The 23609-nt window shown below is 69.8% G+C and carries 19 protein-coding genes and 1 pseudogene; 10 read left to right on the plus strand and 10 right to left on the minus strand.

The genetic code is table 11. From position 1 onward, the window contains the following. The first annotated feature begins 77 nt into the window (after positions 1 to 77). Genes G4D83_RS24080 through G4D83_RS24090 form a run of 3 tightly spaced genes read left to right on the plus strand, consistent with a single transcriptional unit; the run spans position 78 to position 5363 of the window. The gene (locus G4D83_RS24080; RefSeq protein WP_163867158.1) at positions 78 to 1274 is read left to right on the plus strand and encodes a TolC family protein; all 1197 of its coding nucleotides are present in this window, start codon (positions 78 to 80) and stop codon (positions 1272 to 1274) included. After that, entirely contained in the window at positions 1264 to 2337 is a 1074-nt protein-coding gene (locus tag G4D83_RS24085; RefSeq protein WP_163867159.1) for an efflux RND transporter periplasmic adaptor subunit, read from the plus strand. The genes G4D83_RS24080 and G4D83_RS24085 overlap by 11 nt, the downstream gene beginning before the upstream one ends. Next, positions 2334 to 5363, plus strand: a complete 3030-nt coding sequence (locus tag G4D83_RS24090) for an efflux RND transporter permease subunit (protein ID WP_163867160.1) — start codon at positions 2334 to 2336, stop codon at positions 5361 to 5363. The genes G4D83_RS24085 and G4D83_RS24090 overlap by 4 nt, the downstream gene beginning before the upstream one ends. Here the strand turns inward: G4D83_RS24090 and G4D83_RS24095 are convergent. Genes G4D83_RS24095 through G4D83_RS24120 form a run of 6 tightly spaced genes read right to left on the minus strand, consistent with a single transcriptional unit; the run spans position 5360 to position 11343 of the window. Further along, positions 5360 to 6370 (minus strand): MlaD family protein, encoded by a 1011-nt coding sequence (locus G4D83_RS24095; protein WP_163867161.1) that lies wholly within the window; start codon positions 6368 to 6370, stop codon positions 5360 to 5362. The two genes, G4D83_RS24090 and G4D83_RS24095, sit on opposite strands and share 4 nt — an antisense overlap. Beyond that, entirely contained in the window at positions 6363 to 7121 is a 759-nt protein-coding gene (locus G4D83_RS24100; protein ID WP_163867162.1) for an ATP-binding cassette domain-containing protein, read from the minus strand. The genes G4D83_RS24095 and G4D83_RS24100 overlap by 8 nt, the downstream gene beginning before the upstream one ends. Beyond that, the gene (locus G4D83_RS24105; RefSeq protein ID WP_163867163.1) at positions 7118 to 7864 is read right to left on the minus strand and encodes an MlaE family ABC transporter permease; all 747 of its coding nucleotides are present in this window, start codon (positions 7862 to 7864) and stop codon (positions 7118 to 7120) included. Before G4D83_RS24105 ends, G4D83_RS24100 begins: the two co-directional genes overlap by 4 nt. After that, the gene (locus G4D83_RS24110; protein WP_240356531.1) at positions 7861 to 8667 is read right to left on the minus strand and encodes an MlaE family ABC transporter permease; all 807 of its coding nucleotides are present in this window, start codon (positions 8665 to 8667) and stop codon (positions 7861 to 7863) included. Before G4D83_RS24110 ends, G4D83_RS24105 begins: the two co-directional genes overlap by 4 nt. Further along, complete coding sequence (locus G4D83_RS24115; protein WP_163867164.1) at positions 8664 to 9362, minus strand: ABC transporter ATP-binding protein; 699 nt, start codon at positions 9360 to 9362, stop codon at positions 8664 to 8666. Before G4D83_RS24115 ends, G4D83_RS24110 begins: the two co-directional genes overlap by 4 nt. A gap of 19 nt (positions 9363 to 9381) precedes the next feature. Further along, the gene (locus G4D83_RS24120; protein ID WP_163867165.1) at positions 9382 to 11343 is read right to left on the minus strand and encodes a putative metal-binding motif-containing protein; all 1962 of its coding nucleotides are present in this window, start codon (positions 11341 to 11343) and stop codon (positions 9382 to 9384) included. A gap of 202 nt (positions 11344 to 11545) precedes the next feature. Between G4D83_RS24120 and G4D83_RS24125 the strand changes: the two genes are divergently transcribed. The 4 genes from G4D83_RS24125 (at position 11546) to G4D83_RS24140 (ending at position 18011) form a co-directional block, all read left to right on the plus strand. After that, on the plus strand, positions 11546 to 13003 hold the full coding sequence (locus tag G4D83_RS24125) for a TolC family protein (protein ID WP_163867166.1): 1458 nt from the start codon (positions 11546 to 11548) through the stop codon (positions 13001 to 13003). A 5-nt stretch (positions 13004 to 13008) separates the two neighbouring features. After that, the gene (locus tag G4D83_RS24130) at positions 13009 to 14223 is read left to right on the plus strand and encodes an efflux RND transporter periplasmic adaptor subunit (RefSeq protein ID WP_163867167.1); all 1215 of its coding nucleotides are present in this window, start codon (positions 13009 to 13011) and stop codon (positions 14221 to 14223) included. Then, the gene (locus G4D83_RS24135; protein WP_163867168.1) at positions 14220 to 17354 is read left to right on the plus strand and encodes an efflux RND transporter permease subunit; all 3135 of its coding nucleotides are present in this window, start codon (positions 14220 to 14222) and stop codon (positions 17352 to 17354) included. The genes G4D83_RS24130 and G4D83_RS24135 overlap by 4 nt, the downstream gene beginning before the upstream one ends. Before the next feature lie 198 nt (positions 17355 to 17552). After that, complete coding sequence (locus G4D83_RS24140) at positions 17553 to 18011, plus strand: DUF2267 domain-containing protein (protein ID WP_163867169.1); 459 nt, start codon at positions 17553 to 17555, stop codon at positions 18009 to 18011. A gap of 61 nt (positions 18012 to 18072) precedes the next feature. On the opposite strand, the gene G4D83_RS24145 is transcribed toward G4D83_RS24140, so the two are convergent. Beyond that, positions 18073 to 18624, minus strand: coding sequence for a glutathione peroxidase (locus tag G4D83_RS24145; RefSeq protein ID WP_163867170.1), 552 nt, complete (start codon positions 18622 to 18624; stop codon positions 18073 to 18075). A gap of 47 nt (positions 18625 to 18671) precedes the next feature. Beyond that, entirely contained in the window at positions 18672 to 19796 is a 1125-nt protein-coding gene (locus G4D83_RS24150) for a hypothetical protein (protein ID WP_163867171.1), read from the minus strand. 179 nt (positions 19797 to 19975) lie between these two features. Between G4D83_RS24150 and G4D83_RS24155 the strand changes: the two genes are divergently transcribed. From G4D83_RS24155 to G4D83_RS24165, 3 genes are all read left to right on the plus strand, one after another. Continuing rightward, positions 19976 to 20671 (plus strand): response regulator, encoded by a 696-nt coding sequence (locus tag G4D83_RS24155; RefSeq protein ID WP_163867172.1) that lies wholly within the window; start codon positions 19976 to 19978, stop codon positions 20669 to 20671. Between the two features lie 3 nt (positions 20672 to 20674). Further along, positions 20675 to 21961, plus strand: coding sequence for an ATP-binding protein (locus G4D83_RS24160; RefSeq protein ID WP_163867173.1), 1287 nt, complete (start codon positions 20675 to 20677; stop codon positions 21959 to 21961). Positions 21962 to 22222: 261 nt separating this feature from the next. Beyond that, positions 22223 to 22591, plus strand: a complete 369-nt coding sequence (locus G4D83_RS24165) for a hypothetical protein (protein ID WP_163867174.1) — start codon at positions 22223 to 22225, stop codon at positions 22589 to 22591. Between the two features lie 188 nt (positions 22592 to 22779). Here G4D83_RS24165 and G4D83_RS24170 read toward each other — a convergent pair whose 3' ends face one another. Both G4D83_RS24170 and G4D83_RS47410 read right to left on the minus strand, forming a co-directional pair. Continuing rightward, complete coding sequence (locus tag G4D83_RS24170; protein WP_163867175.1) at positions 22780 to 23133, minus strand: DUF2019 domain-containing protein; 354 nt, start codon at positions 23131 to 23133, stop codon at positions 22780 to 22782. After that, positions 23133 to 23435, minus strand: a pseudogene (locus tag G4D83_RS47410) (hypothetical protein); the annotation flags it as partial. The gene G4D83_RS24170 and the pseudogene G4D83_RS47410, both read right to left, overlap by 1 nt. Between the last annotated feature and the right edge of the window lie 174 nt (positions 23436 to 23609).

A 23609-nucleotide genomic window follows, 5' to 3' on the forward strand; every position in this document is an offset into this window, starting at 1 on the left:
GGATGCCTCGTGCGCGAAGAGGCATTGGGCGATGGCGGTTGCCGTAATCTCCGCCCTTTGCCGCGCACGAGAGGAGAATGTCGCCCATCGTCGTCACCCTGTTGGTGCTTCGTGGACTCGCCCCCATGGGCGAGCCGCTCACGTTGCGCGCGGCGCTCGGTGAGGCGCGGACGCAGGCTCCGGCGCTCGCACGGGCACGCGCACAGGAAGCGGTGGCCCGAGGAGAAGAAGAGGTCACTCGGACCTTCGCTCCATTGACCTTTTCGGTGGCCGGCGGCGGAAATGATCCTCGCTGGGCCGTGGGACTGACGCAGAGACTCCCGGTTCCAGGGGCCCGCGCCGCACGCGTCCTCGCCGCCGAGCTGACGACACGAAGCGCCGAGGATGAACGGCGCGCGAGCGAGGCCACGGTTCGGGCGGATACCCGACGCGGTTACTTCTCCCTCATGCGAGCCCGGCAGCTCGTGGAAGTCTCCGAGCGGGCCCTCTTGCTCGCGCGTGAATCCGAGGCGGCCGCCGCCTTGCTCTTCGAGACCGGCGCGGCTCCAGAGCTGGACCTCCTCCAGGCCCGCATCGCGCGCGGCACCGTGGAAGTCCAACTGCTGACACGCCAGGCGGAGCTGACCACGGAGTCGGCGGCGCTCGCCTTGTTGCTGGGGCGGGCGCCGGGCACATTGCTGGTGCCAGCCATCGAGCCTCCTCCTCCGCTGGTCTCGTTGGACGACGTGCTGGCGCGCGGCGCGCACTCGCCACTCGCCCAGGCACGCACAGCGGACGTGGAGGCGGCCGACGCGACGCTGCGGGCCGCGCGGCGTGAGCGTTGGCCTGTCCCCGTGGTGGGCGTCTCCGTGGAGGGGGATGGCCCGGGTGGGCGCGCGGCGTTTCTCCGCGGTGCGCTCGACCTGGACCTGTCCCTGCCAGGCCTGGGACGCGGTGAGACGGTGCGTGCCTCGGCCGCGCGCGAGGTCGCGCTCGCGGCCCAGAACGAGGACCGACGCTCCCGACAGACACAGGTCGTCTCCTCCCATGCCCGGTTGGCCGCCGCGCTCGCGGGCGCCGCGCTCTACTCGAAGCAGATCCTCCCCGACGTGGCGCGGACGGAGCGCATGGCCCTGGAGTCCTATCGCGCGGGTCGCAGTCCCCTGGTCGCGCTCACCGCCGCTCTCCAGGCGGCGGCCGATACACGCACCCAGGCCATCGAGGCCACCTTCGCCGCCCAGTCCGCCTTCGCCGACCTCGAACTCGCCGTGGGAGGTCCGCTGGATGAGCCCTAGACTCGCGCTGCTCTCCTGTCTGCTGGCCATCGGCGCGGGATGTTGGCGGACGCCGCCCGAGAACAGCGCGCCACCACTCCCACGCGTCCGGGTGGCCCCCGTGGCCCAAGGGCAGGCCGTGCGCGGGCTGCGCGTCACGGGCCTGCTGTCAGCTCTGCCTGGGAGAGAGGTGAGGCTCGCGCCTCCGGCGCCCGGTCGACTGTCGCTGTTGAATGTCTCGGAGGGCGACCGGGTGCGTGCTGGACAGGTCCTCGCGCAGGTGGACACGGGCCCCGCCACCGCCGAACTCCAACAAGCGGAGGCCACCCTTCGCGAGGCCACTTCAGCGCTCGCGGCCGCGCGGGAGAAGCGGGAGCGCACGGACCTCCTCGTCGAGCGCGGGGTGGCGGCCCGCCAGGAGTCGGAGCAGGACCACAGCGCGGAGGCAGCCGCGCGCGCGGCCCGGGCGCGGGCCAGGAGTGCCCTGGACCTGGCCCAGCGTGGCGTGGGGCGCACGTCGCTCCAGGCTCCCTTTGATGGCGTCGTGACGACGGTGTGGGTGAGACAGGGGGAGATGGTGGATGGGACCGCGCCGGGCGTGGTCCAGGTCTCGGCGACGGACCCGCTGGAGCTGCGCGCGTTCGTCACCCAGGAAGAAGCCGCGTCGCTCCACGCGGGCCAGCGCGCGAGCCTCACGGTCGACGGCCTGGAGGGAACGCGTGACGGCGAGGTCGTCGCGGTGGCCCCCTCCGTCGACTCGCAGAACGGAAACGTGTCGGTCCGCCTGCGCTTCGCCAACCCGAAGGGAGAGCTGCGACTGGGGGCGGCCGCGCGAGCCCACGTCGTCCTGGAGGACCTGGGCCCCGCATTGGCCGTGCCTTCCTCCGCGCTCCTGCCACTGGAAGATGGGGGTGTGGCCGTCGCGCGGGTCGTGGAGGGCCGCGTCCACACCGTGCCCGTCCACGTCGCGTCCGAGGACCAGGGCCGCGCGGTCATCCAGGGCCCGCTCGCGGTGGGGGAGTCCGTCGTCGTGGAGGGTGGCTACTCGCTGCCTGACGACGCCGGGGTGGAGGTCCTGAAGTGACGTGGCTCGCACTGCTGCGGCGCAACGCGCCCGGAGTGGTGGTGCTCCTGTTGGCCCTGTCACTGGCGGGAGTCTACGGGGCGACGAAGCTCCCTGGCGGGCTCTATCCGGAGGTGACGTTTCCGCGCATCGTCGTCGCCGCGACGCTGAATGGCGCCAGCGCGCAGACGATGCAGTTGTCCGTGACGCGCCCGGTGGAGGAAGGCCTCTCCACCGTCATCGGCGTGCGACAGGTGCGCTCCCGCACCATCCGCGCGGCGTGCGAAATCTCGCTCTGGTTCGACTCGCGCACGGACATGGAGCGGGCCCTGGGGCTGGTGAATTCCCGGCTCGGCGAAGTGCGCGCCGCGCTGCCACCGGACGTGGTGCTCACCGCGGAGCGGCTGACTCCGTCGTCCTTTCCCATCCAGACACTCGCCGTCACCGGGACGGTGGAGCCAACGCGGCTGCGCGACTTCGCCCTGTCGACGCTTCGTCCAGCGCTCGCGAGCCTGGCGGGCGTGGGACGGGTGGATGTGGTGGGCGGGGACGTGCGTGAGCTGACCATCACCGTCGACGCACGGCGACTGGAGCAGGCGAAGCTGGACCTGTCCGCGCTCGCCACCGCGGTGGGCAGCGCGCTCGTGCTCGAGCCCTCGGGCAGGGTGGACATTCATTACCAGCAGGAGCTGGTGGTGGTGCAGGGGCCGGTGGATTCCCCGGACCAACTGGCCGCGCTCGTGGTGGGCGGGACGCCCGATGCTCCCGTGCGCCTGGGCGACGTCGCGAAAATCGAGGAGGGCCATGCGGACCGGCTGTCGCTGACGTACGCGAATGGCCGGCCCGCGGTGCTCGTCAACATCGGCCGCAGACCGCAGGCGGATGCCGTCACGCTGGCCCGGGACATCCAACTTGCATTGGACCAGGTCCGTGCCGGTGCGCCGCCGGGCATCGACGTCGAGCTGTCGTATGACCAGGCGGGACTCATCGCCCGGTCCGTGGCGCATGTGCGCGACGAGGTCGTCCTGGGCGGCCTGCTCACGCTCGTGGTGGTGGGCCTCTTCCTGCGCTCCTGGCGGGCCATGGTCGCCGCCGCCCTGGTGCTCCCCGCCGCGCTGGCGATGACCTTCGGCGCGCTCTGGCTCACAGGGGGAACGCTCAACCTCATGTCGCTGGGCGGGATGGCGGTCGCCATCGGGTTGGTGGTGGATGACGCCGTGGTCGTGGTGGAGGCGGTGTACCGCAGGGTCGCGGCGGGAGTGGAACGGTGGCAGGCGACCGCGGAGGCCCTCGGGGAGGTTGCCTGGCCCGTGACGAACTCCACGCTGACCACGGTGGTCGTCTTCGCGCCACTGTCGTTGCTGCCAGGAGTGTCCGGCCAGTTCTTCTCCGCGCTCGCCTTCACGCTGTGCTCCGCCGTGTTGTTCTCCCTGCTGCTGGCCGTCACGTTGACGCCCCTCTTGTGTGGGTGGCTGCTCGTCGCGCGCGGTGCCCATCATGCGCCAGAGCCGCGCGTTCCACGGCGCTTGTGGACGCTGTGGCATCGGAGGCCCGGTGTGCTCGTCGCGGGCGTGGCGCTGGTCACCGTGGTGCTGGCGCTGCTGGGGCGCGGCGTCGCCACGGGGTTCCTGCCCGAGTTGGATGAAGGCGCCTTCGTCGTGGACTACTTCACGCCGACGGGCACCTCCGTCAGCGAGGCGGACCGCCTGGGCAGGTCGCTGGAGTCGTTGCTCGCGGAGGTCCCCGAGGTGGTCGGCACCAGCCGGCGTCTGGGCGCGGAGCTGGGGCCCCCGGCGGCCACGGAGTCCTCGCGCGGCGACATCACCGTGTCGCTGTCGCCGCTGCGAAAGCGTCACGGTCATGTCATCATCGAGGAGACGCGGGTGCGGGCCGAGTCCGCGCTTCCGGGCGTGCGACTGGAGTTCATCGAGCTGCTCCAGGACGTGCTCTCAGACCTCGAAGGCTCTCCGGACCCCGTCGAGGTCAAACTCCTGGGGCAGGATGTCCAGGTGCTGCGCGACTTCGCGCCACGGGTGGCCGAGCGGCTTCAAGACATCCCAGGCCTCGTGGACCTGTTCGACGGCGTCGCGGGATGCACACCGGAAGCCCACCTGGACGTGGACCTGGTGCGCGCGGGACGTTTGGGCTTCACGCCACGCGACGTGGCGACGCAGGTCCGGACGGCCCTGCTGGGGGAGGTCGTCGGCGCCATTCCTCGCGCGGGGCGACAGATGGACGTCCGCGTGCGGTTTCGCGATGCCGACCGCCTGGACTCCCAGGTCCTCCAGCACCTGCGCTTGCGGACCGCCTCGGGGCAGGTAGTGCCACTGATGCAGGTGGTGCGCCTGCGCCAGGAGTGCCAGCCCGCGGAGCTGGTGTCCGACGACCTGCGTCCGCTCGTGGCGGTGACGGGACGGTTGGAGGCGAGGGACCTGGGCAGCGTGACGGCGGATGTCCAGGCAAAGCTCGCCACGCTGAGCCCGCCCGCGGGGGTGGAGGTGCGGTTGGGAGGACAGCGCGAGAGCCAGCGTCAGTCCTTCCAGGCCCTGGTGCTCGTGTTGGTGCTGGCCACGTTGGGGGTCTTCCTGGTGCTGACCTTCCACTTTCATGGCGTCGTGTTGCCGCTGCTCATCCTGGGAGCGGTCCCCGTGTCCCTCGCCGCGGGGGTCGCGAGCCTGCGACTCACCGGCACGCCACTCAATGTCTCGTCCCTGATGGGCTGCATCCTGCTGGTGGGGCTCGTGGTGAAGAACGGCATCCTCCTGCTGGACCGCGCGGAAGTGGGCCGTGCCGAGGGGCTGGCCCCCGCCGAGGCCATCGCGCGCGCCGCCGCGGTTCGCCTGCGCCCCATCCTGATGACGACACTCGCGACGTTGCTGGGGCTCGGTCCGCTCGCGCTAGGCCTGGGAGAGGGCGGGGAGTTGCAACGCCCGCTGGCCATCACCGTGCTGGGAGGGTTGTCCCTCTCCACGTTGATGGTCCTGGTGGGGCTCCCGGCCGCGTATGTGCTGGTGCGCCGGCCCGCGACTCCCCCTGCGCCACGCTAGTCCTTCCACAGCATCTTCCACGGATGCTTGCGCAGGTCCGTCACCAGGGTGCGCAGCTCGTTGTAGAGGGTCGGGTCCTTGAGCACCGCGCCCACGGTGCCCTCGCCGGCCTCAATCTTCGCCAGCACGCGGTCCGCTCGGGCCGCGATGCTGTCGAGTTGCCCCACGGCGGTCGTGAGCCTCTCCAGGGCCAGCTTCACGCGCTTTCCATCCTCCGGGCCCAGCTCGCCCGTGACGGCCGCCAGTCCATCCAGCGTCGTCCCCGCCGACTTCGTCAGCCCGGGCAATTCGCTGCGCAGCACCGCCGCCGAGGCCGCCGCGTCGTCCAACAACCGCGCCGCCTTGCCTCCCGGCTGGAGTGACTCCCTCGCGAGCTGCGCAAGCTGCCGCATGTCCTTCGACGCCGCGGCCAGCTCCGACATGAGCACCTTCACGTCGCCCTTGTTCTCCGTGAGCAGCTCATCCAGCGTCCTGGACAGCCGGGAGATATTCGTCACCAGCCCCGTCACCGCCTCCGGGTCCTTCTCCAACATCCCAGACATCGTCTCCACGAACTTGGACAGGTGCTCCGCCAGCAAATCCAGACGCGGAGCATCCGTTCCCCGCAAGGCCTCTCCCGCGGGCCAGGGCCCCGGCTGAACCCCGGGATTCAATTCCAGATAGGGCTCGCCCAACAGGCCCACCGAGGCCACCGTCACCCGAGCATCCGAGCGCAGCGCCGCCAGCGACTCCGGCGTCACCGCCAGCTCCATGCGCACGGGCAAGGGCTGTCCACGGGCATCCCTGCGCTCCGGCTGCAGTCGAATCGCCTGAACCCGTCCCACCTGGACGCCGCCCAGCTTCACCGGCGCGCCCTCCACCACGTTGCCCGTGTGCCCGAAGTCCACCGGCAGCACCGTGGACGAGCCCAATGACAGCTCCCCCATCAACCACAGCAACACCAGCACGCCCACCACCGCCGCCAACACCAGGGCGCCCACCTTCAATTCCAGCCGTCGCTCATCCATCCGTCGCACCCTCCATGAACGGCGCCGTCAACACCCGCAGCTCTGGCGCGGAGGACTCCAGGAAACCCGCCGGAGGCCCCAGGTACGCACACCGGCCTCGCGCCACCACCAACACCCGGTCCGCCAACCCCTTGAGCTGTCGATAGTCATGCGTCACCACCAACCCTCCCAGTCCCCGCGTCCGCAGCGACGCGATGACCTCTTCCACCTGCGTCGCCGCCCGCCGGTCCAACCCCGTGGTCGGCTCGTCCAGCAGCAGATATCGCGGCTTCAACACCAGCGCCCGGGCAATGGCGGCTCGCTTCTTCGCCCCAGGCCCCAGCTCCGGTGGCAGCCGGTCCGCCCACTCCAACAACCCCACCTGCGCCAGCGCGGAGTCCACCGCGTCCTCTGGCGCCTTCGGGTCCGCCAGACGCACGTTCTCCCGCAGCGTCCGCCAGTCGAGCAGCGCAGGGCCCTGCACCAGATAGGGCGCGCGACGGCGCAGGCGCACCAGCTCGCGCTCAGGCTGCGTGTCCACCCGCTCGCCCCACAACTCCACGCTGCCCGCGTCTGGCTTCAACAGGCCCACCGCCATCCGACACAGCACGCTCTTGCCCGAGCCGCTCGCCCCCGCGATGAACGTCAGCTCACGAGTCGACACCTCCGCCGTCACCCCGTCCAGCACGTTCCGCCCGCCCTCGAACGCGACCCGCACGTCCGTGAAGCGGAGCGTGTCCTCGGGGCTCGTGGGGGAGTCGGTCGTGCTCACAGGCGCAGCAGTTGGAATGCGAGGGAGACGCCAAAGTCAATCAACAGACACCCCAGGCTCGCGGCCACGACGCCCTCGGTGGTGGCCTGGCCCACGGCCTCCGCGCCACCCCGGGCCCTCAGGCCCGCCACCGCCGCCGCCAGGGGAATGTACAGCCCGCACGCCACCGCCTTCATCCCCGCCGCCAGCAAATCCCAGCCATCCACATACCGGGGGTCCATGAAGGCCCTTCCGTCCACGCCGAACACCAGGCTTGCCACCAACGCCGCCGACAGCGTCGCGGCCACGGTCCCCAGCGTGCTCAACAGCGGCACGCCCAGGAGCCCCGCCACCATGCGCGGTGCCACCAGGTCCGCGTATGGATCTCCAGCGGACATCTCCAGCGCCTCCACCTGCTCGTTGACGCTCATGGTGGACAGCTCCGCCGCGTGGCCCGCTCCCGCGCGCGAGGCCGTCAGCAGCGCGGAGACCACGGGCCCCAGCTCGCGAATCAGCAGCTCGAAGTACGCGGGCCCGAGCACCGCCACGTTGCCCACGAATCGCCGCGCCTGACTGTTGGCGATGGTGACCAGCACCGCGCCGAAGAAGGCCATGCCCGACACCACCAGCCACACGCTGCGCCCACCCAGTTCATGGAGCTGCACCGCGCACTCGCGCCAGGACACGCCCTCGCGGGCCCCGGCGCGCACCGTGCGCGCGAAGAGCACCACCGGGGCTCCGAAGAACGACAGCACCCGGTTCATGCCATCCACCCCGCCAGCGCGAGCGTGAGCAGGAAGTCGATGACGAAGATGGCGGCGCACCCCTGCACCACCGCGCTCGCCGCCGCGCGCCCCACCGCCTGGGCGCCACCTCGCGCGGACAGCCCCACCGACGTGGACACCAGGGAGATGGCCAGGCCGAAGGCCCCCGTCTTCACCACGCCTCCCAGGATGTCGAGCGGGCTCAACATCTGTGCGAACGTGCCGAAGAAGATTCGCAGCGGCAGGCCGAGCGTGAAGAGGGCCGCCACGGACTCGAAGAGGATGGCGACCAGGAACGTGAAGGTGCTCATCGCGAGCATGCTCAGCTCCATCGCCACCACGCGCGGAGCCACGAGGATGGCGAACGGGTCCAAGCCGATGCCCCGCAGGCCCTCTATCTGTCCACCCACCTGCATGGTGGCCAGCTCCGCCGCGTTCCTCGCTCCAATCCGCGCGGACATGATGAGGCCCAGCAGCAGCGGACCGAACTCCCACAGCACCCCGTAGCCCGCGGCCCAGCCGAGGAACGCCCGCGCGCCGAAGCGCTGGATGTAGAGCCCCGACTGCAACACGACGATGACCCCCGCGAGCGCCGCCGTGGCCAGGGCCAGGGGCAGCGAGTCGTAGCCGAACTGCACCAGCGCCCGCACCAGCTCGCGCCGCTCCAGTCGGGGGAGGCCGAGCACCGTGCGCGCCGCCACCAGCGCGAGCGCCCCGGTGCCTCGCACCGCCTCCAGTCCGAGGCTGCCCGCGCCGCGCACCGTCTTCAGCCCGAGGCTCGCGACGCGCGGCGGTGGGCTCACGGGAGCACCTCGTCCTGTTCGCGCTCCAACTCCGGCGCGGGAGGCCCGTCGTACACCAAGCGCCCACCGCGCAGATAGAGCCAGCGGGGCAGGGGAACGTCCAGCGGGGCCTCGGGCGCGGCGACAATCAACGTACTGCCCCGGGAGACCTCCAGAAGCACACGAGCCACCTGCCGGGCCGTGCCCGGGTCCAACCCCGCGAAGGGGTCATCCGCCAGCAGCACCGAAGGCCGCGCCGCCAGCGCCCTCGCGAGGCCCGCACGCTTCTTCATGCCCCCGGACAGTCGCTCCGGCATCGTGTCCGCGGCGTCGCGCAGGCCCACCGCGAGCAGCACCTCGTCCGCGCGCGCCTCGGCCTCCGCCTGTGGCACCCGTCGTCGGACGAGCGGCAGGAGCACGTTCTGCCGCACCGTCATCGAGTCGAACAGCGCATCCGTCTGGAACACCATTCCGAACGAGGCCTGCCGCTCACGTCGCGCCGAGGGAGACAGGCGCGCCACGTCCTGGCCATCCCACAGCACCTGTCCGCCAAACGGAGCGACGAGGCCCGCCAGGGACTTCAGCAGCGTCGTCTTCCCCGAGCCCGAGCGCCCCAGCAGCAGCGCCTGGGTCCCCGGTGGCACCGCACAGCGCACGTCCGCGAGGACCGTGCGCGCGCCGTGCTTCACCGTCAGGGCTTCCGCGCGCAGGTCCATGGGCCGTGGGTCCTCTGTCTCACGGCGTCCAGCGAAGCAGGGTGCCGTGGTGCCCCGTGGCCCAGACATCTCCGGGCCCCGAGCCTCCCAGCGCATTCAGCGTCGCCGGAGACGGCGTGACGGTGCTCCACGTCGTCCCGTTGAAGAAGTGCACGTCGTTCACCTCGGACGACACCGCGTAGAGCGCGGTGCGACCAAAGGCCCGGAGCGCTCGGAGGTTGGGAGTGGCCCCGCCCGCCACCGTCGGCGCCGGCAGGCGAGTCCATGCGTCCCGCGAGTGCTCCAACAACAGCGCGCCGTCACCCGCCACATAGGCCAGCCGAGGCGTGAGGACCTGGACGCCGTTGAGGAAGCCCGAGGCGTTCGACACCCCCAGGTCCTCCTTCGTCCACGTCGTCCCATTCGCCGACGCGCGATACACCACGGGGCGCGGCACTCCGCTCACCGTCTCCGAGCCCACCGCGAGCAGTGTCGTCACGTCCAGGCCATGGATGGCCCTCAGGTTGGCGGGCACCTGGGCGAGGACCGTGGGCTGCTGCTGCGTCGAGCCGCCGTCGTCATGGCTCCAGCGCAGGATGCGGCCCTGGCTGGTGACGGCGTACAGGGTGACGACGTTGTCCTCCTCGTTCTCGAAGCCGACCATGCCGTTGATGGCTCCGGCATGGCCACTGCCGAAATCCTCGCAGGGGGCGGGCAGCTCATCGGGCCTCACCGTCCCGAACCGCCCCGCGCCGGAGCCCAGGAACACGCGGCCGTTGTTCGCGGCCCAGGCCGACTTCCATTCGCCCGGGCAGCCCGTCACGGAGGTGACGTTGCCATCCACCACGTGGAGCACCTGACTGGCCGCGCCAGCGAGCCATCCATGGCCCCGCGAGTACACCGCCACCGCGTCGAACCGCGCATCCACATCCCCCAGCTCCGTCTGCTCGTTCCACGCCGTCGCGGCACAGCCCGCCACCCCGTCGTCCGTCTGGCCGTTGCAGTCGTTGTCCAGACGGTCACATGCCTCGGTGCGCCCCTGGCGCACAACCAGCGAGCCCTCGTCACAGTCGGTGTTCATCCGTGTCGCGCCCGCCTCGGGCGGCGTACAGCCGAGCCCCACGGAGTACCCGGCCTGGCCATCTCCGTCGTCGTCGACGAAGTGCTCCACGGGCTGCTCACTGCTGATGCAGGTGGAGGCGGACGCGCTCTGACACGTGAGCACTCCCGCGCAACCCAGCGGCGCCGTGCACGCCGTGCCCACGAGGAACGGGTCGTTGTCCGTCACGCCGTCGCAATTGTCGTCCCGTCCGTCGCAGCGGAACTCCGCCTGACCGGGATGCACGTCGTTGTCCGTATCGTCGCAGTCGTCATCGCTCGGCGCATAGCCCGCGGGAGCGACACAGCCGAAGGCCTGGAGTCCGCCCACGGCGCCGTGGCCGTCTCCGTCCGCATCCACCCAGAACGGTGTCTCGCCCGGGGCATCGGTCTCGCCCGCGGCGCAGTTGTTGTCGATGCCATCGCACAGCTCCGTGGCGCCGGGGTGGATGGCCGCGTTGTCGTCGTCGCAGTCCGTGCCGGGGTAGGGCTGCTTCGCGGCGAAGTAGCCGTCGTCATCCAGGTCCTCGGCGCGCAGATCCAACCCGAGGTCGGTGACGTTCTCCGTGGGGAACCGGGCCTCCGCGGACTGGCGCGCGATGATGGGACCGGCACACGAGCCCTCGTGCGCCTCGGCGGTCACCCGCAAGTCCCGGCTCCAACCCGCCTGCTCCAGGATGACGCCGGTGCGCGTGTCGCTCAGGCGCCCCGCCTCCACCTTCACCTCGCCCGACACGGTGTGCGACGCGTCGTGCACGTCGACCACCGTGAGCGTCAGGCACTTTGGCCGGAAGGTCGCATACGTGATGAAGACCCGGAGCGCGCCTTCGGTGACGGGGGTCTCCGTCTTGCAACCGAAGAGCGGAAGTGTCAGCAGCAGCACACCCACCTGGAATAAATGCATCGCCCGTGCATTCCCCGGCGCGCCGAGGCGCGCGCTGTCGTGACGTAACGCCTTAAAACTCAAGGACCTCTGGAACTCCCCCATAGACCGCCGCGCTGGCCATCGTCCAGAAGCCCCCGTCACCGGGTGCATCCTTTCGCTCGTCGGGCCCCAGCGCGCGCACCACCTCGTCTCCCCTGGCCCGAGTCCCGCCTCCTCGCTCATGTCCCTTGTTCGAACCGCCCTCGTCGCGCCCCTGTGTGCCTGGATGGTCTTGTCCCCGTCCGAGTCCCGGGCGGCCCAGAGCGACGCACCCGTGGCTCCCACCCCCTCGCGCAGCGCTGCGGATTCCGCACCCGGGGCTGCTGATTCCGCACGGCCCGCTGCGGATTCCGCACCCCCTCCGCCGACCGAGGCCACCGCATCGAGTCCACCCGGTGACACCGCGCCGCTGACGTTGGAGCGCGCCGTGTCCATGGCGGCCGAGCGCAACGAGTCCGCGCTCGCGGCCCAGCAGCGCGCCAAGGCCGCTGACGCGCGGGTGTCTCGCGCCCGCGCGTTCTTCTTCCCGGAGCTGACGGCGACGGGCACGTATACGCGCCGCTCCAACCAGTCGACGCGCGAGGTGGGCGGACAGCAGGTGGTGCTCCAGCGCTACAACGCCTTCGGCGCCAACATCGTCGCTCGCGTCACGCTCTTCGACGCGCGCGGCTTCCCCCTCTTCCGCGCGGCGCGCCTGGATGGCGAGGCTGCGGGCCTGGAGGCCGTGGAGGCCCGGCGGCAGATTTCTTTCGAGGCCGCCAACGCCTTCCTCATCACGCTCCAGGAGCAGCAGGTCTTCCAGGCCGCCGAGCAGCGCATCGCCTTCGCGAAGCAGTCGCACGCGGATGCTTCAGCGCGGGCCAAGGCGGGCCTCGCGAGCACCAACGACGTGACGCGCGCGGAGGTGGAGGTGGCCACCGCTGAGGTGGATCTGATCAGCGCTCGCAACGCCGCCCAGACGAGCCGCCTGGAGCTCGGCTATCTGCTGGTGGAGCCGGTGGACGGGGCGCTCGTCATGCCGCGGACGCTGCTCGACGACGCGGCCCGGCCGCTGCAAACGCACGACGGCATCATCCCCGGCGCGGTGGAGCGACGCCCGGACATCCTCGCGTCGCGGCTGCGGGTGGAGTCGCTGGAGGCCAGCGCGCTGGAGCCCCTGGCGCGCACGTTGCCCGCGCTCAATGTGGGCGCGACGTACCGGCTCACGAACGAGGCGGGCCTTGCGGGCCGCACGGGAGATGGCTTCCTGTCCGCCGACCTCACCTGGAACCTGTTCGATGGCGGCGAGCGCTATGCGGAGCGCCACGAGCGCGTCGCCCTGGCGCGCGCGGCGCAACTGGAGCAGGAGGCGGGCACGCGGCGCGTGGACGTGGACATCCAGCGGGCCCGGGTGGCCCTGGAGAACGCGCAGGCGGCGCTCACCCAGAGCGAGCTGGCGACCCGCGCGGCAAGGCAGAACGCGGAGGAGCAGGGCATTCTCTACCGCCAGGGATTGTCCACGGCGCTGACGTTGGCGGATGCCTCCCTCCGGTTGTTCGAGGCGGAGGTGGCCCTGGCGCGCAGCCGGTATGCGCTGGGCGTGGCCCTTCTGGGCCTGAGGGCGGCAGTCGGACTCGATCCCCTGGGGAAGGAACCGTGAAGGCGATGCGACGCGCAGGAACGCTGACGCTGGCCGTGGCCATGCTGGCCATGGGGGCATGCAAGAAGGACGGGGAGGCGGCGAAGGGCGGGGACGCTCCGGCGACCGGCAAGGCGGGCGGTCGTCCCGGCGGCGGCGGTGGCGCGGGGGGCCGAGGCCCCATCCAGTTCCCCGTCGAGGTCGCTCCCGTCGAGGCACGCGACGTCGAGTACGTCGTGAACGCGGTGGGCTCCGTGGAGGCCTTCGAGCGGGTGCAGATCACCGCCCGGGTGCCGGGCGCCGTGGAGCGCGTGCTCTTCATGGAGGGGCAGACGGTGAAGAAGGGCGACGTGCTCGCGGAGATCGAGCCCGCGCGCTACGCCATCGCCGTGCGCGCGGCCGAGGCCTCGTTCGCCAAGGCGAAGGCGTCGCTGACGGAGGCCCAGTCCGGCGCCGACCGTCGCACCGCCGTCAACCAGGCGAGCCCCGGCCTGTTGCCCGCCGAGCAGCTCGACACCTTCCAGGCGCGAGCGCGCACGGCCGAGGCGGATGTCGCCTCCGCGCGCGCGGCGTTGGATCAGGCCCAGCTCAACCAGCGCGACGCGTACGTGCGCGCGCCCATGGACGGCGTGCTCCAGACGCGCACGGTGCAGACGGGGCAGTACGTGCAGCCCGGCATCGTCATGGCGACGCTCCTGCGCAAGGACCCGCTGCTCCTGCGCTTCACGGTGCCGGAGGCGGACGTGGGGCGGCTGAAGCCGGGCCTGTCCGCGCGGTTCTCGGTGCGCTCCGAGAGCGGCACGTACACGGCGAAGATCACCCACGTGGCGGAGGCCGCCGACGATGCCAGCCGCATGGTGCCGGTGACGGCCGAGGTCTCCGGTGAGGACGCGCACCGGCTGCGGCCGGGCGTGTTCGCCTCCGTGGCGGTGCCGGTGGAGACGCGCGGTGGCAGCCCGGTGGTGCCGCAGACGGCGGTGCGCGCCAGCGAGCGCGGCTTCATGGCGTTCGTGGTGGAGGGTGACAAGGCGCGCGAGCGCATCCTGGAATTGGGCATGCGCACGGCGGATGGACGGGTGGAGGTCCGTGAGGGACTCAAGGCGGGGGAGATCCTGGTGGTGCGTGGCGGCGAGGCCCTTCGCGAGGGCGTTGCGGTGCGCGTGGCCCAGGAGAAGAAGCCCGCGCTGACGGCCGAGCCCCGCGTCGAAGACGGCGGTGGCGGTGAGGGAGCGGGTCGATGAGCCTGACGGAAGCCTGCATCAAGAAGCCGGTCCTCGCCTGGATGATCATGGCGGCGACCATCGTCTTCGGCATCGTGGCGTCGCAGCGCATTGGCATCAGCCAGTTCCCGGACGTCGACTTCCCCACCATCAACATCAGCGTGACGTGGGAGGGCGCCAACCCGGAAGCAGTTGAAAGCGACGTCATCGAGCCGATTGAAGAGGCGGTGACGCAGGTGGAAGGCGTCACCAGCATCACCTCGAACGCCCGGCAGGGCGGCGCCAACATCACGGTGGAGCTGGACCTGTCGCGCAACGTCGACACGGCGCTCGCCGACGTGCAGACCAAGGTGAGCCAGGCGCAGCGCCAGCTCCCCGAGGACATCGACCCGCCCATCGTCACCAAGACGAACCCGGAGGACCAGCCCATCATCCAGGTGGGTGTGTCCGGGCCCTTCTCGCAGCAGGTGGTGAGTGACTTCGCGCGCTACCGCGTGAAGGAGAAGCTCCAGACGGTGCCGGGCGTGGGCGAGGTCCAGATTGGCGGCTCGCTGGAGCGCAACGTCCGCATCTGGGTGGACTCCAGCAAGCTGGACTCGCTGGGCCTCACCGTGACGGACATCACCGCCGCGCTCCAGCGCGAGCACGTGGAGCTGCCGGCGGGGCGCATCGAGACAGCGGGCCGGGAAGTCAACGTGCGCGTGCTGGGCGAGGCGTTGGATTTGGAGACGCTGCGCAACATCATCATCCGGGAGCAGGGCGGCCAGCCCGTGTACCTGCACGATGTGGCGCTGGTGGAGGACGGCTTCGAGGACATCCGCCGCATGGCGCGGGTGAACGGCACGCCCGCACAGGGCCTGGGCATCAAGAAGCAGCGCGGCGCCAACGCGGTGTCCGTGGCGCAGGGCGTGCGCGCGGCGCTGGTGCGCATCCAGAAGGAGGCTCCGGAGGGCATGGACGTGGCGGTGCGCTTCGACTCGACGCAGTTCATCGAGGAGAGCGTCCATGAAATCGAGTTCGAGCTGCTCCTGGCCTGCATCCTCACCGCGTTCGTGTGCTGGGTGTTCCTGGGCTCGCTGTCGAGCACGATGAACGTGGTGCTGGCCATCCCCATGTCGCTGTTGGGGACGGTGGCCGTCATCTACTTCCTGGGTTTCACGCTCAACACCTTCACGCTGCTGGGCCTGGCACTGGCGGTGGGCATCGTGGTGGACGACGCCATCATGGTGCTGGAGAACATCTTCCGGCACGCGGAGGAGGGGAAGGACCGGGTGCGCGCCGCGCGCGAGGGCACCGCGGAAATCACCTTCGCCGCGCTGGCGGCGACGATGGCGGTCATCGCCATCTTCCTGCCCGTCGTGTTCATGAAGGGCATCATCGGCAAGTTCTTCCTCCAGTTCGGCGTCACGCTCTGCGTGGCGGTGCTGCTGTCGTACGTGGAGGCCATCACCCTGGCGCCGGCGCGGTGCGCGCAGCTCTTGAAGACGTCCCGCGAGGGCCGCAGCAAGATGGGCGTGTGGGTGGACAAGGGCTTCTCCAAGCTGGAGCACGCGTACGGCAGGGTGCTGGGCTGGGGGCTGAAGCGGCCCTGGCGGGTGCTGGGCGTGGCGGTGTTGATTCTCGCCGCCAGCGTGTTCGCGTTCCGCGCGCTGCCGGGCGAGTTCGTGCCCTCGCAGGACCAGAGCCGGTTGATGGTCCGCCTCCAGACGGCGGTGGGCAGCAGCCTGGAGGAGACGAACAAGATCTTCCAGCGGGCGGAGGCATTCGCGGCGTCCCGGCCGGAGGTGTTGGGTGTCTTCGCGGTGGTGGGCGGAGGCGGCGGCAACTCCAGCGTGAATGCGGGCATGTTGATGCTCACGCTGAAGCCACCCGACGAGCGCATGCCCCAGGCGGAGTTCCAGCAGATCCTCCGCAAGGAGCTCAACAGCTACCCGGGCCTGCGCGCGGTGGTGCAGGACCTGTCGCAGGCGGGCTTCACGGCGCAGCGCGGGTTCCCGGTGGAGTTCAGCGTGCGCGGCTCGGACTGGGACCAGCTCGTGAAAGCGAGCCAGGAGATGCGCGACAAGGTCCAGGCGAGCGGCAAGGTGGTGGACGTGGACACCGACTACCAGCTCGGCATGCCGGAGCTGCGCATCACCCCGGACCGGGCGCGCGCGGCGGACCTGGGGGTGCCCATCCAGGCGGTGGCGACGACCATCAACGCGCTCGTCGGTGGCGTGCGCGTGGGCAAGTACAGCACCGGAGGCCGGCGCATCGACGTGCGCATGCGCCTGCTCGCGGGCCAGCGCTCGCGCCCGGAGGACCTGGCGATGCTCAAGGTCCGCACGGCGAGCGGCGCGCTGGTGCCCCTGTCGTCGCTGGTGACGCAGGAAGAGCGGCCGGCGCTCCAGGCGATTACTCGCAGGGACCGCGAGCGCGCCATCAGCATCTTCGCCAACGTGGCGCCGGGCTCGAATCAGGAAGAGGCGCTGGCCACGGTGGAGCAACTGGCGAAGGACCTGCCCGGTGGCGTGCGCGTGGTGCCGGGTGGCGCGAGCGTGGCGTTCCGCGACTCGATGAGCAGCCTGTTCTTCGCGCTCTTCCTGGGGATTGGCGTCGCGTACATGGTGCTGGGGGCGCAGTTCAACTCGTTCCTGCACCCCGTCACGGTGCTCACGATTCTGCCGCTGTCGGTGGCGGGCGCGTCCTTCGCGCTCCTGGGCACGGGCAGCACGCTGAACATCTTCAGCATGATTGGCCTGCTGCTGCTGATGGGCATCGTGAAGAAGAACTCCATCATCCTGGTGGACTACGCGCTCCAGCAGCGGGAGCTCGGGTTGGACGCGGTGGAGTCGATGCAGCGCGCCGGCCCGGTGCGCCTGCGGCCGATTCTGATGACGTCCACGGCGACGATGATGGCGGCGGTGCCGGCGGCCCTGGCGTTGGGCGCGGGCAGCGAGACGCGCGCGCCCATGTCCATCGCCGTGCTGGGCGGCCTGTCCGTCTCCACGGTGCTCAGCCTCCTCGTGGTGCCGGCCTTCTACGTGGTCGCCGACCGCATGAAGACGAGGCTGGCCAACTGGAGGGGCAAGCGCCCGGATGACGAAGCCGGTGGCCCCGCGGCGCATGGGCACCCCGGTGGCGAGGAGCCTCGCCCGGCGGCGCACGGCTGAGCAGGAGAGGGCCCCGGCGGGATGCATGCCCGCCGTGGGCCTTGTCGGGCTCGGGGAGGTTCGTTTCCGGGAAAGCGCGGGGGCTGGCGACCTTCCCTCCGCGCGGCTTCCCGCTGAAGCGGGTGCGCGTCGTGGTCACTGTCACAGGCACGTCCGTGGTCGGGCAGGTGAGTCCACGGCGAGCAAGGAGATGACCCCATGGCGCAAGAGACCGAGCTTCCTCCCTCCATCACCCCGGTGAAGGAGCGCGACGAGTCGCTGGACCTCCAGGCGTTCCTCGACGAAATCGGCAACAGCCGCGAGGTCAGCGTCAACAAGGTGGAGGCGCGGGACGCGGCGCACGCGGTGTTGTGCACGCTGGCGCGGCGGCTGTCCGATGGTGAGGACGTGAAGCTGATGAACGCCCTGGGCAGCGACATCGGCGATATCGTCGGAGAGTGCACCATCCTCCGAGGCCCGTCCCATGCGCGGCGCATGCACCGCGAGGAGTTCATCTCCGACATCGCGGACCACCTGAAGATTCCGGTGGACCAGGCGGACCGGGTGATGAAGGTGGTGTTCACCGCGGTGAGGGACCGCATCCCCGAGGACGAGGTGTCCGCGGTGGCCTCTCAGCTCCCGCCGGACCTCGCGGACAGCTTCCGCCGGCCGGTGTAGCGAAGGCGGTGTGCCGACACCGGGCTTCCATTCACGGGAAGCCCGGAGCGGCTCACGACACTCAGGCGGACTTGGCCAGCGCGGCGTCAATGGCCTGGACCAGACGCGGGTCCTCCGCCGTCACGTCCGGGGCGAAGCGGGCGGCGACGCGGCCATCGCGGCCGATGAGGAACTTCTCGAAGTTCCACTGCACTTCAGGAATCGGATTCGCCTCGATGCCGTAGCCCTTGAGCTTCTGGCGCATCGGCCCTTCGCCGGTGGCGTCGGGGAAGGCGCTCGTCAGCTCGCTGTAGAGCGGGTGCTTGTTCTCGCCCACGACGGAGATCTTCGAGAACAGCGGGAACTTCACCGCGTACGTCAGGTCGCAGAAGTCCTTGATCTCCGCCTCGGTGCCCGGCTCCTGGCCCATGAAGTTGTTCGCGGGAAAGCCGAGCACCTCCAGCCCCTGGGCGTTCTTGCTCTCGTAGAGCTTCTCCAGGCCCTCGTACTGCGGGGTGAGGCCGCACTTGGAGGCGACGTTCACCACCAGCAGCACCTTGCCCTTGAACTGCCCCAGCGTCAGTGCCGCGCCGTCGATGGACTTCAGGGGGATGTCGTAGAGGTTCTGGCTCATATGGGCGCGGAGCCTCGTACTTTGGCCCCGCGCCCGTCAATCGCCGCCTACGTCCGGGTGATGGCGAGGCGCGCGAAGAGATGCCAGGTGGAGCTCTCGCCCAGCGGCGGTGTCGTCTTGTGTCGCAGGACAATGGTCTCCTCCTTCGGGTCGCCGCTCTGGTGCTCCAGGATGAGCCGGGCCTCCACGGGGGTGGTGAGCCAGGTCTGGAACATGCTGGGCAGGGCGTTGGAGGTGCTGATGCTCCCCACCACCAGGACGCGGGGGTCGTCGTTCTTGATGGTCTCCGAGTCGCCTCCCGCGTGCCGCAGCCGGCAGTAGCCTCCGTTCGCGGTGGGTGACTTGTTCGTCACCATGCCCTCCTCCTCCTGGCCGGTGAGGTAGACGGTGCTGGAGAAGCCGGAGATGTCATACGTGCCGGGGGGAACGGTGATGACGCCCGTCCCCAGGTCCAACCGGATGGAGCGCTCGGGCGAACACGCCTCCACGCGGGTGAACACGCGCGTGTTCATTCCCTTCTTCAGCTTCTTCGTCTCGGGCGAGTCCTCGGCGAAGACGGCGAACACGCGGGAGTAGCTCACCGGGGACGAGGTCCACTGGTAGCTCGCCTCGTTCTTGCCTCCCTCGCCGTCCAGGGTGCGCACCTGCTTGTTGCCGTCGCTTCGTCCGCCGGTGAGCCACCGGTCCTTCGCGCCGCCCACCTTCAAGTAGAGGGCCCGGCCCCGTTTGACTTCGCCGCTGCCCACGGTTGAACGGCTCTCCATCACCGTCCACTGGTAGTTCTCCTCGTACTTGCCGCCCTCACCGTCGAGCGAGGAGACGCCTTGCTGGCCCTCTCCGAATCCCCCCTTCAGCCACCGGAGCTTCTCGCCACCCACCTTGAGATAGACCTTGTCGCCGTAGCGCACGGGCCCGCTGCCCACGCTGTCGCGGGCCTTCATCAGCGTCCAGCGGTAGCTGGGTTCCATGGCGCCTCCCTCGCCATCGAGGGTGTTGACCTGGGTGTTGCCTTCACTCCGGCCCCCGGTGAGCCACAGGAGCTTCGTGCCGCCCACCTGGAGATAGAGCGTCTCTCCATAGATGAGTGATTCGGTGGTGGGGATGAGCTCCGGAGCGGGGGAAGGCTTCGCTGGACCGACTTGCGTGGACTCGAGATTGGATTGTGATGACAAGGCATCCTCCTGTTGGGTGCGCTGAAACGATGCCATGCGAAACGGAGGACACCTCCCAGGGATACGAAGCGATACAAAGCGAGACGGCGCGACGCGCGCACCCTGGATGCCAGGGATAGGGTATGCTTCAGGGGCAGTGTTCCTGGCACGGGTGCCGCCCAATGGACTTGAAAAACCAGATGTCGACGCCGCGTGTCTTCATCGTGGATGACGACCCGCAACTCACGGCGATGATTGCCGACTACTTGCGATTGCATGGCTTCAGCGCGGGGTGTGAGGCCAGTGGAGACCGGGCGGTGCCACGGATTCTCGCCGAGCGGCCCGACCTGGTGGTGCTGGATGTGATGCTTCCGGGCAAGGATGGCTTCACCGTCTGCAGGGAGCTGCGCGGCGCCTATCCGGGCCCCATCCTCATGCTGACGGGGCGAGGGGCGGAGGCGGACGAAGTCGTGGGGCTGGAGAGCGGCGCCGACGACTACCTGCCGAAGCCGGTCCGCCCGCGCGTGCTCCTGGCGCGGCTGCGCGCCTTGCTGCGCCGCACCACGAGCACGGCGCCGACGACGGTCGAGACATCCCTCATTCGAGTCGGAGAGCTCACGGTCGACCCGGCGCGCAGGACGGCCCGTCTGCGAGGGGCGCCGCTCGATTTGACTTCGGGCGAGCTGGACGTGCTCCTGCTGCTCACGACGCACGCGGGCCAGGTCGTGAGCCGGCAGCTCATGTACCAGCGACTCCGGGGCGTGGAGCAGGATGACATCGACCGCTCCGTGGATCTGCGCGTCTCGCGGCTTCGTCACAAGCTGCGCGAAGCCTCCGGCGAGACGGACGTCATCAAGACGGTCCGCGGGGTCGGCTACCTCTTCACCGTGAGCTGACCCGTGGACCGACTCTTCCTTCGCGTCTATCTCCACATCTTCGCGGGCGTGCTGATCGCGGGCCTCGCCGCCAGGGTGTTCGTGATTCCGGTGATCAACGCGCAGCTCGCGCGGAACCTCGAAGCCACCTTCGCGGTGCCCGTCGGGTTGATGGCCGAGCTGTTCGAGGCGCGCTATCGGGAGCACGGCGACTTCGGAGGACCCGCCGAGCAGGCCTCCAGGCGCTTTGGTGTTCCCGTCGCGCTCATCCCCCAGGGGCGCATGCCGCTGGACGCTGAAAGCGCCGCGCGGTTGGAGGGCGGGCAGGTCGTCCGGGTGGGGCCCGTGTTCGCGTCGATGCTCTATGCGCGCCTGGAGGGGACGGGACACGTCCTCGAGGTGGGCCCGTTGCCGCTCAACTTCCCCCTGGGGGGCGCGCGGGGCCTCGCGCTCGGCCTTTGCTTCGTGGGTGGGCTCTCGCTGGGCGTCTTCATGCTCCTGCGCCCCGTGCGCCGTCAGCTCCTGGACCTGCGGCGGACGGCCGAGGCGCTCGGGAGGGGAGAGCTCGGCGCGCGGGCCGAGGTCGGCTCACGAGACGTCATCGGCGCGCTCTCCACGGCGGTGAACCACATGGGGGCGGAGCTTCAGCGCTCCATCACCTTGCGAGACGAACTGCTCCACAACACCTCCCACGAGCTTCGGGCACCGAGCCAGCGGCTGCACTTCAGCCTCGCGCTCGCGAGAGAGGCGTCCGAGCCCGCGGAGCGGGAGCAGGCGTTTGATCGGGTGGAGCGAAGCCTGTCGGAGCTCGACCAGCTCGTCGACGAGCTGCTGACCTATGCGCGCCTCAAGGCACACCGCGCGCCCAAGGAGGCCCGAGCGGACGTGCGGCCCGTCCTGGCCGCGCTCTGCGCGACGCTCGCCTCACTGCCGAACAGGGCGGTGCTGGCGGCGCCCGGACCCGGGCCCGGAGACGAGCCGCTCGTCGTTCGTGTCGAGGCACGCCTCATCGAGCGCGCGACGTCGAACCTGATTCTCAATGCCCTGCGGTATGCGAACTCCCAGGTCCAGGTCAGCCTGAGCCGGGAAGGGCATACCATCCACATTCATGTCGACGATGACGGGCCTGGGATTCCGCTCGCGGAGCGGGAGCGCGTCTTCGAGCCGTTCCATCGACTCGACGACGAGCGCCACGGCTTCGGGCTGGGGCTCGCCATCGTGCACCGCATCGCGGAGGTGCACGGGGGGCGGGTCTCCGCGCTGGGCTCGGTGCTGGGGGGCGCACGCTTCACGCTGTCGTTTCCCGCGTGAAGGCGTGGCCCAGGCCGTCGAACTCGCGTCTGCTTGGCCACGAAGCTCTTTGTCCATGGCACCGGGGGGCAGCTATCGCACAGCGTTCGCTCAGATGTCTCCCAACAACGCGCAGGGTCTGGTGTCCGACCTCTGGCCCCGGACGACCCACGACATTTCAACACCTTGCTCACGCGAAAACCCTGTCGCACGGAATCTGCCAGCGGAACTCGGCACTATCCGCTGCGGGTGTGCCGCACCCATTTCGCATCGGAGCTGCCAATGCAATTCGTCGAGTTCATTGTCCCGCCTCGCAAGAAGATCTCGCTCAACGTGTCGTTCGACTCCAGTTCCAAGGACGAGAACGAAATCATCGTGATTGAGAAGACGAGTGGTCAACGCCTCTTCAACACCATCAACTTCGAGCAAGAACACGCTCGCCAGTGGGAAAGCCCCGTCAACGACAGTCCGATACCGATGACCATCGTCGTCTCCGCGCAGCACAAGCCGGGCGGAGCCAACGCGGCTGCCGTGTGGGTGCCCAGCGCCCTGGTGGTCGGTCCGTCCAGCGACAAGGACGTTCACGTTGAAGTCACCAACGGCATGAGGTCCGGCACCAGCGTGTCCACCGCCAAGGTCAGCTGGCGCTGAGCCGGGCGACAAGATCTGAACCATGCGCTCGCTGACTCCGACGCTCAGCGGGCGCACTCGCCACAGCTTGGCCAGTAGGAACAGCGCCACGCGGGGCTGACTAGCGAACACGTGCCGCGTTTGTCCGGAACGGCCAGCTCCACGCCGCACCTGGCAGAAACGCCAGAGGGCGCACTGAGGGTACCCACCTACTCGGGCAGGTCGAGAGCCCAGACCCCGTTCTCCCAGTTCTTAAGGGTCTGCTGAGCCCCCATGGCGGCCATGCCTTCTCCCTTGGCAGCTTCCTCAAGTACCGCTCTCGCCTCCCCCGTCCTGTACCGCAGGAGGAAGGCCGCAGCAGTTACACGGACATCCATCCGAGGAGCCGAGAACAGGGCGGCCAGTGCATCGCGACCTACGTCCCCGTGCTTCCGCAGCTTCGAGAAGGCCGCAAGAGCCTTGTCCGCATGCCTGTTGCCGGTCTTCGCATCTCCTCGAAGGATGCAATCGGTCTGAGCAGCGATGTTCTGGGCAAACTGCTCCACAAGTTCGGCAAGGTCCATCACCAGTCCCCCTTCCTCACGTTCTCGATAGCCCTCATTCCGAAGTCCCTCTGCGCATCGAAGGGCTGGGTGCTCAGCCACTCTCGAACCGTCTTCGTAGTGCTCGTGATGTCGAACCGCTTGGAGGAATAGAACGCGCTGACCTTGGAGTGAAGTTCCTTGTCGAGCGCGACGATGTTCTCCGTGTTGTGGATCGCCTTCGGCCCGAACCGACCCACGTTGCCGTCCGTCTGCTCGACGATGTGGTGCCACTCCTTCCCCGGTCCTGCCGGCCCCATCGCTCGCTTGAAGGACTTGAACGACGAGTAGGACTTCATGCCGACAGGTCCCGAAGACCTCGTCACTCCCTCCCCTACGCGCTGGAGGATGATGGCCGCCCCAGGCCCACCGCTCAGTACCGCCGCGCGCCCCACCGGCACCGCGACATGTCCCATGACAAGCGCGCCCTCGGCGGACAGCGACAGGACCGGCAATTC

The sequence above is a fragment of the Myxococcus eversor genome (assembly GCF_010894455.1).
Classification (GTDB): domain Bacteria; phylum Myxococcota; class Myxococcia; order Myxococcales; family Myxococcaceae; genus Myxococcus; species Myxococcus eversor.